Source organism: Streptomyces ortus (assembly GCF_026341275.1).
In the GTDB taxonomy this organism is placed as follows: domain Bacteria; phylum Actinomycetota; class Actinomycetes; order Streptomycetales; family Streptomycetaceae; genus Streptomyces; species Streptomyces ortus.
This window is the reverse complement of record NZ_JAIFZO010000002.1, coordinates 4,360,157-4,372,343: the sequence shown is the minus strand read 5'-3', so window position 1 is coordinate 4,372,343 and position 12,187 is coordinate 4,360,157. Positions and strand designations below refer to the sequence as shown.

13 protein-coding genes and 1 tRNA gene are annotated in these 12,187 nt (G+C 68.7%); 10 read left to right on the top strand and 4 right to left on the bottom strand.

Annotated elements, in window-relative coordinates; genetic code table 11:
- Nucleotides 1–13 precede the first annotated feature (13 nt).
- The 10 genes from K3769_RS22645 (at nt 14) to K3769_RS22600 (ending at nt 6,075) form a co-directional block, all read left to right on the top strand.
- Nucleotides 14–343, top strand: a complete 330-nt coding sequence (locus K3769_RS22645) for an SCO3933 family regulatory protein (RefSeq protein WP_267028191.1) — start codon at nt 14–16, stop codon at nt 341–343.
- Nucleotides 344–345: 2 nt separating this feature from the next.
- Nucleotides 346–1,686 carry an FtsK/SpoIIIE domain-containing protein gene (locus tag K3769_RS22640; protein ID WP_267028190.1) on the top strand — a complete coding sequence of 447 codons (1,341 nt, stop codon included), beginning with the start codon at nt 346–348 and terminating at the stop codon, nt 1,684–1,686.
- A gap of 25 nt (nt 1,687–1,711) precedes the next feature.
- Nucleotides 1,712–2,380: a DUF2637 domain-containing protein gene (locus tag K3769_RS22635; RefSeq protein ID WP_267028189.1), complete on the top strand. Its 669-nt coding sequence runs from the start codon at nt 1,712–1,714 to the stop codon at nt 2,378–2,380.
- A gap of 14 nt (nt 2,381–2,394) precedes the next feature.
- Entirely contained in the window at nt 2,395–2,583 is a 189-nt protein-coding gene (locus K3769_RS22630) for a mobile element transfer protein (protein WP_107017861.1), read from the top strand.
- 14 nt (nt 2,584–2,597) lie between these two features.
- Entirely contained in the window at nt 2,598–2,753 is a 156-nt protein-coding gene (locus K3769_RS22625; RefSeq protein ID WP_267028188.1) for a hypothetical protein, read from the top strand.
- Nucleotides 2,754–2,776: 23 nt separating this feature from the next.
- Nucleotides 2,777–3,067 carry a SpdD protein gene (locus K3769_RS22620; RefSeq protein ID WP_267028187.1) on the top strand — a complete coding sequence of 97 codons (291 nt, stop codon included), beginning with the start codon at nt 2,777–2,779 and terminating at the stop codon, nt 3,065–3,067.
- Nucleotides 3,068–3,160: 93 nt separating this feature from the next.
- Complete coding sequence (locus K3769_RS22615; RefSeq protein WP_267028186.1) at nt 3,161–3,346, top strand: hypothetical protein; 186 nt, start codon at nt 3,161–3,163, stop codon at nt 3,344–3,346.
- Nucleotides 3,339–4,733, top strand: a complete 1,395-nt coding sequence (repSA, locus tag K3769_RS22610) for a replication initiator protein RepSA (RefSeq protein ID WP_308216383.1) — start codon at nt 3,339–3,341, stop codon at nt 4,731–4,733. Before K3769_RS22615 ends, repSA begins: the two co-directional genes overlap by 8 nt.
- Nucleotides 4,730–4,918 carry a helix-turn-helix domain-containing protein gene (locus tag K3769_RS22605; protein ID WP_267028185.1) on the top strand — a complete coding sequence of 63 codons (189 nt, stop codon included), beginning with the start codon at nt 4,730–4,732 and terminating at the stop codon, nt 4,916–4,918. Before repSA ends, K3769_RS22605 begins: the two co-directional genes overlap by 4 nt.
- Nucleotides 4,918–6,075 carry a tyrosine-type recombinase/integrase gene (locus K3769_RS22600; RefSeq protein ID WP_267028184.1) on the top strand — a complete coding sequence of 386 codons (1,158 nt, stop codon included), beginning with the start codon at nt 4,918–4,920 and terminating at the stop codon, nt 6,073–6,075. Before K3769_RS22605 ends, K3769_RS22600 begins: the two co-directional genes overlap by 1 nt.
- Nucleotides 6,076–6,133: 58 nt before the next feature.
- Here the strand turns inward: K3769_RS22600 and K3769_RS22595 are convergent.
- From K3769_RS22595 to gyrB, 4 genes are all read right to left on the bottom strand, one after another.
- Nucleotides 6,134–6,207, bottom strand: a tRNA-Ile gene (locus tag K3769_RS22595).
- A 208-nt stretch (nt 6,208–6,415) separates the two neighbouring features.
- The gene (locus K3769_RS22590) at nt 6,416–7,150 is read right to left on the bottom strand and encodes a DUF3566 domain-containing protein (protein WP_267028183.1); all 735 of its coding nucleotides are present in this window, start codon (nt 7,148–7,150) and stop codon (nt 6,416–6,418) included.
- 18 nt (nt 7,151–7,168) lie between these two features.
- Nucleotides 7,169–9,784 (bottom strand): DNA gyrase subunit A, encoded by a 2,616-nt coding sequence (gyrA, locus tag K3769_RS22585; RefSeq protein ID WP_267028182.1) that lies wholly within the window; start codon nt 9,782–9,784, stop codon nt 7,169–7,171.
- 42 nt (nt 9,785–9,826) lie between these two features.
- Nucleotides 9,827–11,887, bottom strand: coding sequence for a DNA topoisomerase (ATP-hydrolyzing) subunit B (gyrB, locus tag K3769_RS22580; RefSeq protein ID WP_267028181.1), 2,061 nt, complete (start codon nt 11,885–11,887; stop codon nt 9,827–9,829).
- Nucleotides 11,888–12,187 lie beyond the last annotated feature (300 nt).

The window sequence follows — 12,187 nt, the reverse complement described above, 5'->3', positions numbered from 1 at the left end:
CAGGGAGTACTTCATGCCGTCGTTCAAGATCGATGTCTCGACCGCTGTGGTGTTCGTGGCGACCGCGCCGACGCCGAAGCTCATCAATCAGAAGACCGGGGAGCGTGCCATGGACCGGGAGACCGGTGCGGGTCTGTCGACCGTGGGCCTGCTGGTCTCGGACGAGGGGGAGGGCAACCTCTACCAGGTGACGATCCCGGAGACGGGTATTCCGGAGGGTCTGGCGCCGGGTCTGCCGGTGAAGGTGGTCGGCCTGAAGGCGCGGGACTGGGAGAACGAGTTCAACGGCCAGAAGCGGCACGGGATCTCGTTCCGTGCGGTCGCGATCACCTCGGCGGTCTGATCATGACGAACCTGTCGGTGTGGCTGGAGGCCACTGGAGCCGTAGCGGGTGCCGGTGGTCTTGGCTATGCGAAGGTGCGCGCTCCTCGCGTGTACTGGTCGCTGGTCGGGATGCCGGTCACCTGGGGGCGCTTCGTCCTCTCGTACCGCTCGACCATGGACGTCTGCGGGCTGACGGTGCAGCCCTCGGGCCTGCGGGCCTTCATGACGCGCAACGTCGCCCGCCGCGAGGTACAGCCGGTGCCCCCGAAGATCCGCCGGGTGCGCGGCACGTCGACCGGCCTGCGGGTCACCCTGCGCCTTCCGGCCGGGCTGGAGCCCGCCGACCTGATCGCCACCTCGGAACGGCTGCGTCACGCCTGGGGCGTGTACTCGGTGACCGTGGCGGAGACCAAGCCGGGATACGTCGAGCTGCGCATGACCGGCTACGACGTGCTGCGCCGGGTGCGGATGCCGCGCAAGGCACGCCCCCGAGACATGGTCGTCCCCGTCGCGCTGCGGGAGGACGGGACCGCCTTCGAGCGGGACTACCGCAAGGCGCCGATGGCGCTCACCCTGGGCGCGAACCACTCGGGCAAGTCGATGTATCAGCGCAACCTGATCAAGGGGCTCGCGCAACTGCCGGTGGCGCTGGTGGGCATCGACTGCAAGCGCGGGGTGGAACAGACCGCCTACGTGCCTCGGCTGTCGGCGCTGGCCACCACTCCGGACGAGTCGGCCTCGCTGCTGGCGGTCCTGGTCGCGGAGATGGAAGACCGCTTCGACCAACTGCGGCAGCACGGCGTCTCGGACATGTGGGAGCTGCCTGCCGAGCTGCGGCCGGTGCCGGTCGTCGTCCTGGTGGACGAGGTGGCGGAGCTGTTCCTGATCTCCGCCAAGAAGGACGAGGAACGCCGCGAGCGAATCGTCACGGCGCTGATCCGGCTGGCGCAGATGGCCCGCTCGGTCGGCATCTACCTGGAGATCTGCGGGCAGCGCTTCGGCTCCGACCTGGGCAAGGGCGCCACCATGCTCCGGGCCCAGCTCACCGGCCGGGTGGTGCACCGGGTCAACGACAAGCAGACCGCCGAAATGGGCCTCAACGACGTAGCCCCCGACGCGGTCCCCGTCGCGAGCCTGATCCCGATGGAACGCCCCGGCACGGCGGTCGCGGCGGACTCCTCCGGCGGCTGGTCGAAAATCCGCACCCCGGACACGCCTCGCGACGAGGTGGCCGCCATCTGCCGCGAGTTCGCCCACCTGGTCCCGGACTTCCCCGCCCTCAAGCCCTTCCGCCCCTACGTGCCCGCTGCCATGCCGGCCGTTTCTCCTCCGCTGGGCAAGGCCCGGCCGGTCACCAGCTGAACCCCCTGGAAGGGAGGTGGTTCTCATGTCCCGCTCGATCCGTCCGGACGCGGTCATGGTCCAGGCCGTCATCGCCGGTGCGCTGTCCTTCGCCCACCTGCACGACCTTGCCGACGCCGCCGGACAGACCGGCTGGAAAGCCTGGGCCTATCCGATCTCCGTCGACCTGCTGCTCGTCGCCGCCTGGCGTCGGCTGCGCACCGCCCGCCGGGACCGCTCCGCCTGGACCTGGTTCGTCATCGCGCTGGTCGCCTCACTCGGCGCGAACATCGCCACCGCCGGGCTCCTCGACCTCAACGCCGTCCCGGCCTGGCTCTGCATCCTCGTCGCTGGCTGGCCCGCCCTGGCCTTCCTCGGCGGCACCCTCCTGGTGCACTCAACCCCTGCGACGCCAGTCGCTCCCACGCAGCCAGTGAAGGACGAACCGGCTCCGCAGGAAGTCGAGATGCAGCGCACCGACGAACCCGCGCCCGCCCCGGCTCCCGAACCGGCACCGGAGCTGACAGCCGCGCCACCCAAACCCCCGGCCAGTGCCCCCGCGGTCCCGGTCGCCCTGCTCGACCACGCACGCAAGATCGCCGAAGCACACCGGGCTTCGACTGGTTCACCGATGCCCGCGGCTGATCTGTCGGCCCGGCTCGGACTGCCCGCTCCGATGACCGACGCGATCACCACGCAACTCCAACTCGCCTGAAAGGAAGATCGCCCGTGGCTGCCTACCGCCGCTTCCGCAACGTGGTCCGCATGGGGCCGGTCAAGGTCGCGACCTACTACGACGGGCGCGGCCGGGACAAGCACACGGCCGCCTGCGCCACCCCCGGCTGCGGCTTCTCCACCGAGCACGACGACCGCTCGGCTGCTGAACTCACCGCCCGCACCCACCGCTGCAAGGCCTGACAGGAGATCTCGTCATGGACGTACCGCTGTGGCTCGCCCTGCTCGTCGTCGGCGTCCTGGGCGTCAAGCTCGCCCGCCCGCCGTGGTGGCTGGTGGCTGTGCTTCTGCTCGGCGGCTACCTCGTCGCTGACAGCTTTCTCGGCCCCGCCGTCGACACCGCGATCAAGTAACCCGACTCGAAGGGACAGCCATCGTGTTCACCCCGAGGTATCCGACCCCCGACACCGCACCGCCCCCGGCCCAGTCCACCCCGGTCCCTACGGCCGACGCCCCGGCCCCGCTCGCGCCGGTCTCCGCACGGCCCACGGTTCAGCTCACCGCGGGCAGCGCGCTCGCCCTCGTCGGCGGCGGCACCGCCGTGGTCCTGGTCGTCGGCGCCGTCCTGGTCTCGATGCTCCTGGCCGTGGCCGTCACCGGCATCTCGGTCGCTGTCGTCGCCGTCGTCCTGCGCCTGCTGCTCAAGGACCTCAACAACCAGCGCTAACGGCCCCCGGAGCGGCCTCGGTCGCCAAACTTCCGCCGCTCCGGGCGCCTGCACCACTTCCAGATCCGACGGACCCGAAAGGGAAGCTCCATCATGGCCCAGCTCGCCCCTGCCCGCGCCCGTATCTGCCGTGCCTGCGACGGCTTCGCCGCTGCTGTGATCACCACCGGCACCCGTCACCGCGACGGCACCCGCGTCACCCTCCGTGTCACCTGCCCGGCCTGCCAGGGCACCGGCCACACCACCCCGGCTCGTCGGCGGGAGACCGCCCGTGTCTGACACCGCCACCATGGCGGGCCTGGACCCGGCCACCCTCGCCGACGTGCTGAGGCTGGCCGGGTCAGAAGGCTTCGACCGCATCCAGGACCAGATCCGCCGCACCGGCGGCTGCTCCGACCCCATCCACCTGCAAGGCTCCACCATCACCCGCGACCGGATCACCGGGCAGGTCCTGCACTCCTACTCCACCGACGCCGAACCCGGCGGCCGACTCCGCCTCGCCTGCGGCAACCGCCGCGCCTCCCGCTGCCCCTCCTGCGCCTGGACCTACGCGGGCGACACCTACCACCTCATCCGCGCCGGACTGATCGGCGACCCCGCCAAGGGCACCCCTCCCACCATCCGCGAACACCCGCGCGTCTTCGCCACCCTCACCGCACCCTCGTTCGGCCCCGTCCACAACCGGCCCGGCAACCGGCCGTGCGCCTGCGGCACCCGCCACCAGGAGGACGCGCCCGAACTCGGCACCGCCCTGAACCCGGCCACCTACGACTACGCGGGCGCGGTGCTGTGGAACAACCACGCCTCCGACCTGTGGCGCTACTTCACGATCTACCTCCGCCGCGAGATCGCCCGCCGCGCAGGCCTCACCCAAAAGGCAGCCCACGAACAATCGCGCGTCGCCTTCGGCAAAGTCGCCGAGTACCAAAAGCGCGGCGCCGTCCACTTCCACGCCCTCATCCGCTTCGACGGACCCGAGGGCCCCGACTCCCCGCCCCCGGCCTGGGCCACCCTCGACCTGCTCACCGACGCCATCCACGCCGCCGCTGCCCGCGTCGCGGTCGACGTCCCGCCCGCAGGAGACCAGCCCGCCCGAACCCTGCGCTGGGGCACCCAGCTCGACGTACAGCCCATCGGAGCCTTCGGCAACGGCGAGGACATCACCGAACAGGCCGTCGCCTCCTACGTCGCCAAATACGCCACCAAAGCCGCCGAGACCACCGGCACCGTTGACCGGCGCATCGGCAACAAAGAGGCCCTGACCCTACTCGGCGTACCCGACCACCCCGCCCGGCTCATCGCGGCCTGCCTCGACCTGCACGCGCTCTACCCGGAACGCAAGCTCCGCGACTGGGCCCACATGCTCGGCTTCCGCGGCCACTTCTCCACCAAATCCCGCCGCTACTCCACCACCCTCGGCGCCCTCCGCCAGGTCCGCGCCGACTACCGAGCAGCCCAGCAACGCGCCGCGCTCGGACTGCCCGACCCCGACGACCACCCCGAGACGACCATCCGCGTGCTCGCCCACTGGACCTATGCCGGCCACGGCAACACCCCCGGCGAATCCTGGCTCGCCACCACCATCAGACGGGACATCGAGCTGAACCGAGAGACCGCCCGCGAAGAACTACCCGGCCAGCTGGCCCTGGAAGGAGCCGACGCATGACCACCGCCTCGCCTTCGCTGCTGACCGTCCCCGAGGTCATGGCACGGCTCAAGGTCGGACGGACCAAGGTCTACGACCTGATCCGCACTCACCGCCTGGTCTCCATCAAGGTCGACGGATGCCGACGCATCCCCGACGACTCGATCCGTAACTTCATCGTCGGTCAGATCGGGGAGGCTGCCTGATGGCCAAGCGAAGGCCCAACGGCGGCGGCACCATCACGAAGCGGTCCGATGGCCGGTACCAGGGCGCTGCCTACGTCACCGACACGGACGGCAACCGCGTGCGTAAGTACGTGTACGGCCGGACCTGGGACGAGACGAACGAGAAGCTCGGCAAGCTCCAGGACCAGGAGCGCAACGGCGTTCCCGTCCCCTCCCGCTCCTGGAGTGTTGGCGAGTGGCTGGCCTACTGGCTGGAGCACATCGTGAAGCCGGAACGGGAGCACAACACGTACGTGAAATACGAGTCCAAGGTCCGGCTGTACCTGGTCCCGCAGCTCGGCAAGAAGGCCATGATCCGGCTGACGCCCGCGCAGATCCGTACCTTCATGGCGAAGCTCAAAGCGGACGGTGTCGGCGCTGCCGCTCGCTTCGAGGTGCTGCGCGTCCTCCGCAACGCCCTGAACCGCGCTATGCGCGAGGAGCTGGTGACCCGGAACGTCGCGCTGCTGGTGGATATGCCTAAGGTCAGCAAGGGGGAGGCTCGGCCTTGGAACGCTCAGGAGGCCGTCGCCTTCCTGCGGGCCTCACGGGCGCACCGGCTGTACGCGGCGTGCGTCCTGGTGCTCGTCCTCGGCCTGCGCCGCAGCGAGGTACTGGGCCTGCGGTGGCGGGACATCGACTTCGACCGAGGGCAGTTCACGCCCGTCAAGCAGGTGCAGCGGGTCAAGGGCATCGGCCTGGTCCTCAAGGACCTCAAGACCGAGTCCTCTCATGCGGTGCTGCCGCTGCCGGAGTTCTGCGCCCGGGCCCTCCGCGAGCGCCAGGAGCTCCAAGACCTCGAACGCCGGATCGTCGGCGACGGCTGGGCCCAGAAGCCGGAACAGGATCTCGTCTTCTCGTCCGAGCGGGGCGGCCCGATCGACCCGATGGGCTTCTCCCGGAGCTTCGAGCGGCTGGTGAAGCGAGCCGGTGTGCGCCGCATCACGGTCCGGCTGGCCCGGCACACCTGCGGGACTCTGCTGGCCTTCCTGAAGGTGCATCCCAAGGTCGCCCAAGCGATCCTGCGGCACAGTCAGATCAGCATGACCATGGACGTCTACACGCATGTGGTGGGCGACGGGGAGCGGGAGGCCGTGGCGCTGCTCGCCGAGCTGCTGGAAGATCCGCTCATCGGCTGATGTCAGCCATGGATGTCAAAGGCCCCCAGCCATGATCGACTGGGGGCCTTTTCGCATGTGGGGCTAACAGGATTTGAACCTGTGGCCTCATCCTTATCAGGGATGCGCTCTAACCAACTGAGCTATAGCCCCGCCGCGCTCTGCGGTGTATGTCCCGCGCGCTGACCTCTGAAGATTAGCGCACGACGGGTCCAGTCCCAAAATCGGTATCCCGGACCCCCTTCGGCCCGCCCGAACAGCGGGAAGGCGCACCCCCGACAGAGGGTGCGCCTTCCCGGCGAAGCGGTACTGACAACGTTTACTCGTCGCCGTTCAGTCGTCCGCGACCTCGTTCACTCGTTCACTCGTCCTCGGCGAGCGTGAGCTCGACTCCGCCGACGAAGCCCGCGGAGAGGTTGTAGATGAACGCGCCGAGGGTGGCGAGCGCGGTGGCGAGGACGACGTCGATCACGGCGATGACCGACGTGAAGACGAGGACGCGCGGCAGCGACAGGAACGACTGCAGGTCGAAGCCGTTCGACTCGTTCGAGCCGGTGGCCTCGGAGATCGTGCCGCCCACGGTGGAGAAGACGCCCATGGCGTCCATGACCATCCACAGCACGGCCGCCGCGACGATCGTGCAGATGCCGAGCGCGATGGAGAGCAGGAAGCTGACCTTCATCACCGACCAGGGGTCGGCCTTGGCCACCCGCAGCCGGGCCTTGCGCGTACGGGGCGTGGTGCGCGCCCCGGTGCGCGGCCGGCGTACGGCGCCCGCGGCGGGCGCCGTGTGCGCCGCGTACGCCTGCGGCGGGTGGTACGGCTGCTGGGCGGCCTGCTGCGGCTGCCGCTCGCCCGGCAGGGGCGAACCCGGTGCCGGTGGCCCGGCCGCGCCGGAAGGTGCCGCCGGGCCCGGAGGCACCTGCGAGCCTGGGGCCGCACCGGCCGCGTACTGCGGCGTCTGTGGGCCTCGGGTGTCCGTCACAGTTCCCCCCTGGGATCCATGAGAGTCATGGGAGTCAGTCGCCTCCGTGGCGGAGCCACGGCCGCCGTCCGTTTCCGTATCGGTCGAACCGGCGCCCGTGGCTCCGCTCACGATGACTCACTCCTCGCGCTACTCGTCCGAGGACGGCTCGCCCTCGTCCGTGCCGGCGACCGTCTCGACCTCGTCCGAGTCGTCGACCACCCCGTCGACTTCCTCGGCCTCGCGACCGGCCTCGGCGTTACGTGCGATACCTACGACGGCATCGCGCTTGCCCAGGTTGATCAGTTGAACGCCCATGGTGTCACGGCCCGTCTCCCTGACCTCGTTGACTCGCGTGCGAATCACACCGCCGGACAGTGTGATGGCGAGGATCTCGTCCGTCTCCTCGACCACCAGCGCGCCGACGAGCGAGCCCCGGTCCTCGACGATCTTGGCGGCCTTGATACCCAGGCCACCGCGACCCTGGACGCGGTACTCGTCGACAGGGGTCCGCTTCGCGTACCCACCGTCTGTGGCAGTGAACACGAACGTACCGGGTCGAACAACATTCATCGAGAGGAGCTGGTCGCCCTCGCGGAAGCTCATTCCCTTGACGCCCGAGGTGGCACGGCCCATGGGGCGCAGCGCGTCGTCCGTCGCGGTGAACCTGATCGACTGGGCCTTCTTGCTGATCAGAAGCAGATCGTCCTCTGCCGAAACCAGCTCGGCTCCGATCAGTTCGTCGTCGGAACCGTCCTCCGTCTCACGGAGATTGATCGCGATGACGCCTCCGGAACGCGGCGAATCGTAATCCTTCAGGGATGTCTTCTTCACCAGTCCGCCCTTGGTCGCGAGGACCAGATAGGGCACCGCTTCGTAGTCGCGGATCGCGAGGATCTCGGCGATCGCCTCGTCCGGCTGGAAGGCCAGCAGGTTCGCGACGTGCTGGCCGCGCGCCTCACGCCCGGCGTCGGGCAGCTCGTACGCCTTCGCTCGGTAGACCCGGCCCTTGTTGGTGAAGAACAGCAGCCAGTGGTGCGTCGTCGACACGAAGAAGTGGTCGACGATGTCGTCTTCCTTGAGCTTCGTCCCGCGGACGCCCTTGCCGCCGCGCTTCTGCGAGCGGTAGTCCTCGGCCTTGGTGCGCTTGATGTAGCCGCCACGCGTAATGGTGACGACGATGTCCTCCTCGGCGATCAGGTCCTCCATGGACATGTCGCCGTCGAAGGGCACCAGCTTGGAACGCCGGTCGTCACCGAACTTGTCGACGATCGCGGCCAGTTCCTCGCTGATGATGGCGCGCTGCCGCTCGGGCGAGGCCAGGATCGCGTTGTACTCGCGGATCTTCGCCTGCAACTCGTCGTGCTCGGCCACGATCTTCTGGCGCTCCAGGGCGGCCAGTCGGCGCAGCTGCATCTCGAGGATGGCGTTGGCCTGGATCTCGTCGATCTCCAGGAGGCCCATCAGGCCCTCACGCGCGATCTCGACGGTGTCGCTGCGCCGGATCAGCGCGATGACCTCGTCGATGGCGTCCAGGGCCTTCAGGAGGCCGCGCAGGATGTGCGCGCGCTCCTCGGCCTTGCGCAGCCGGAACCGCGTACGCCGGACGATGACCTCGATCTGGTGCGTCACCCAGTGCCGGATGAACGCGTCGAGCGACAGGGTGCGCGGCACGCCGTCCACCAGCGCCAGCATGTTGGCGCCGAAGTTCGTCTGCAGGTCGGTGTGCTTGTACAGGTTGTTCAGGACGACCTTGGCGACCGCGTCCCGCTTCAGGACGATGACCAGGCGCTGGCCCGTACGCGACGAGGTCTCGTCCCGGACGTCCGCGATGCCGCCGATCTTGCCGTCCTTCACCAGGTCGGCGATCTTCTGCGCGAGGTTGTCGGGGTTGACCTGGTAGGGGAGCTCGGTGACCACCAGGCACTGGCGGTTCTGGATCTCCTCGACCTCGACGACCGCGCGCATCGTGATGGAGCCACGACCCGTGCGGTACGCCTCCTCGATGCCCTTGCGGCCCACCACCAGGGCGCCGCTCGGGAAGTCGGGGCCCTTGATGCGCTCGATCAGCGCGTCCAGGAGTTCCTCGTGCGAGGCCTCGGGGTTCTCCAGGTACCACTGGGCGCCGGAGGCGACCTCGCGGAGGTTGTGCGGGGGGATGTTGGTGGCCATACCGACCGCGATGCCCGCCGAGCCGTTGATCAGCAGGTTCGGGAAGCGGGCGGGCAGGACGGTCGGCTCCTGGGAGCGTCCGTCGTAGTTGTCCGTGAAGTCGACGGTGTCCTCGTCGATGTCGCGGACCATCTCCATGGAGAGCGGCATCATCTTGCACTCGGTGTACCGCATGGCGGCGGCCGGGTCGTTGCCCGGGGAACCGAAGTTGCCGTTCGAGTCCACCAGCGGCATCCGCATCGACCACGGCTGCGCGAGACGGACCAGCGCGTCGTAGATCGAGGAGTCGCCGTGCGGGTGGTAGTTGCCCATGACGTCGCCGACGACGCGGGCGCACTTGTAGAAGCCCTTCTCGGGCCGGTAGCCGCCGTCGTACATGGCGTACAGGACGCGGCGGTGGACGGGCTTGAGACCGTCCCGTACGTCCGGCAGGGCGCGCGACACGATGACGGACATCGCGTAGTCGAGGTACGAGCGCTGCATCTCGGTTTCGAGCCCGACGGGCTCGACACGCAGCGCGGTCCCGTCCTCTTCCACGGGAATGCCCGCGGGGATGCCCGGACCGGTGGGGGAAATGGGTGTCTCGTCGGTCATTGCTGGTGCAGATCCTTTCTGACGCGGTCAGCTGAGACCGACTCAGATGTCGAGGAAGCGGACGTCCTTGGCGTTGCGCTGGATGAACGCGCGGCGTGCTTCGACGTCCTCGCCCATCAGCACCGAGAAGAGGTCGTCGGCCTGGGCGGCGTCGTCGAGGGTGACCTGGCCCAGCACGCGGTGCTCCTGGTCCATGGTCGTGATGCGCAGCTCCTCGGCGTTCATCTCGCCGAGACCCTTGAAGCGCTGGATCGAGTCCTCCCTGACGCGCTTGCCGGCCTGTCGGCCGAGCTCGATCAGGGCGTCGCGCTCACGGTCCGAGTACGCGTACTCGAAGTCGTCGCGGCCCCACTTGATCTTGTAGAGCGGCGGACGGGACAGGAAGACGTGCCCTGCCTCGACCAGGGGGCGCATGAAGCGGAACAGGAAGGTCAGCAGCAGGGTGTTGATGTGCTGGCCGTCGACGTCGGCGTCCGCCATCAGAATGATCTTGTGATAACGGAGCTTGGCGATGTCGAAGTCCTCGTGCACGCCGGTGCCGAAGGCCGAGATCAGCGCCTGGATCTCCTGGTTCTGCAGGATCTTGTCGATCCGCGCCTTCTCGACGTTGAGGATCTTTCCCCGGATCGGGAGGATCGCCTGGTACTGGGGGTTGCGGCCGGACTTGGCCGAGCCGCCGGCGGAGTCACCCTCGACGATGAAGATCTCGCACTTGGTGGGGTCGTTCGACTGGCAGTCGCTCAGCTTGCCCGGCAGCGACGCCGTCTCCAGGAGCCCCTTGCGGCGGGTGAGGTCGCGGGCCTTGCGGGCCGCCACGCGCGCGGTGGCCGCCTGGATGGACTTGCGGATGATGTCCGCGGCCTCGTTCGGGTTGCGGTCCAGCCAGTCGCTGATGTGCTCGTGCACGACCTTCTGTACGAAGGTCTTCGCCTCGGTGTTGCCCAGCTTGGTCTTGGTCTGGCCCTCGAACTGCGGCTCGCCCAGCTTGATCGAGATGATCGCCGTCAGACCCTCGCGGATGTCGTCGCCCGTGAGGTTGTCGTCCTTCTCCCGCAGCAGCTTCTTGTCGCGCGCGTACCGGTTGATGAGACCGGTGAGCGCCGCCCGGAAGCCCTCCTCGTGCGTACCGCCCTCGTGGGTGTGGATGGTGTTGGCGAAGGAGTACACGCCCTCGCTGTAGCCGCCGTTCCACTGCATCGCGACTTCGAGGGAGAGCATGCGCTCCTTGTCCTCGGCCTCGATGTCGATCACCGTGGGGTGGATGACCTCGCCCTTGCGGGAGTTGAGGTACGTCACGAAGTCGACGATGCCGCCTTCGTAGTGGTACGTGACGGTCTTGACCTCTACGGGCTCGTCCGTACCGGCCTCGTCGGCGCCCACCGTGGCCTTCGCCGAATCGCGCTCGTCGGTGAGTTTGATCGTCAAACCCTTGTTGAGGAACGCCATCTCCTGGAAGCGCCGCGACAGCGTCTCGAAGGAGTAGTCGGTGGTCTCGAAGATGTCGCCGTCGGCCCAGAAGGTGACCGAGGTGCCGGTCTCGTCCGTCGCCTCGTGCTCGGCCAGCGGGGCCGTCGGGACGCCCAGCTTGTAGTCCTGCGTCCAGCGGCGTCCGTCGGTCCTGATCTCGACGGCCACCTTGGTGGACAGCGCGTTCACGACGGAGACGCCCACGCCGTGCAGACCACCGGAGACCGCGTAGCCGCCGCCGCCGAACTTGCCGCCCGCGTGCAGCACGGTCAGGACGACCTCGACGGCGGGCTTGCCCTCGGAGGGGACGATGCCCACCGGGATGCCGCGGCCGTTGTCGACGACGCGGACGCCGCCGTCGGGAAGGATCGTGACGTCGATCGTGTCCGCGTGGCCGGCCAGCGCCTCGTCGACGGAGTTGTCGACCACCTCGTACACGAGGTGGTGCAGTCCACGCTCGCCGGTGGACCCGATGTACATACCGGGTCGCTTGCGAACCGCGTCCAGGCCCTCAAGAACGGTGATGGCGCTGGCATCGTACGAGGCCGTGACCTCGCCGTTCGAGGAGTGGGACCCGCTGGTCGCGGCCGCGTCGGTGGACGGGATGTTCTCGTTGGGGTTGCCGGAATCGGCCACGAAGCGCCCTTTCTGGCACAGCACAAGCCAAGCTCCGGGTCCCCTCGGGGGAGGGTGTCCGGAGCGGCTGCGGCGTGTTACGTCGGTAAGCCTTTGTCAGCGTTGCTCGGTGTGTCCCACAAGTGGGGCGGGATTAGCTTCCAGTCTACCGGTAGCGCCGACAGTGATGGGGGTTTGCCGGTACCTGAGTCCGCATGTGCCGCCCTGAACCGGTCTCCACCGACTCCCCATATGCGGACCCGGGCTCAAAGAGGCGCAGAGCGGCACTCAGCGCTTCCGGGTGTCAACCCCGCGCTACGG

Bases quoted from the DNA above. Each gene is read 5' to 3' on its own strand.
- K3769_RS22645 (WP_267028191.1), top strand. From the start codon at position 14: ATGCCGTCGTTCAAGATCGATGTCTCGACCGCTGTGGTGTTCGTGGCG.
- K3769_RS22640 (WP_267028190.1), top strand. From the start codon at position 346: ATGACGAACCTGTCGGTGTGGCTGGAGGCCACTGGAGCCGTAGCGGGT.
- K3769_RS22635 (WP_267028189.1), top strand. From the start codon at position 1,712: ATGTCCCGCTCGATCCGTCCGGACGCGGTCATGGTCCAGGCCGTCATC.
- K3769_RS22625 (WP_267028188.1), top strand. From the start codon at position 2,598: ATGGACGTACCGCTGTGGCTCGCCCTGCTCGTCGTCGGCGTCCTGGGC.
- K3769_RS22615 (WP_267028186.1), top strand. From the start codon at position 3,161: ATGGCCCAGCTCGCCCCTGCCCGCGCCCGTATCTGCCGTGCCTGCGAC.
- K3769_RS22605 (WP_267028185.1), top strand. From the start codon at position 4,730: ATGACCACCGCCTCGCCTTCGCTGCTGACCGTCCCCGAGGTCATGGCA.
- K3769_RS22600 (WP_267028184.1), top strand. From the start codon at position 4,918: ATGGCCAAGCGAAGGCCCAACGGCGGCGGCACCATCACGAAGCGGTCC.
- gyrA (WP_267028182.1), bottom strand. From the start codon at position 9,784: ATGACCGACGAGACACCCATTTCCCCCACCGGTCCGGGCATCCCCGCG.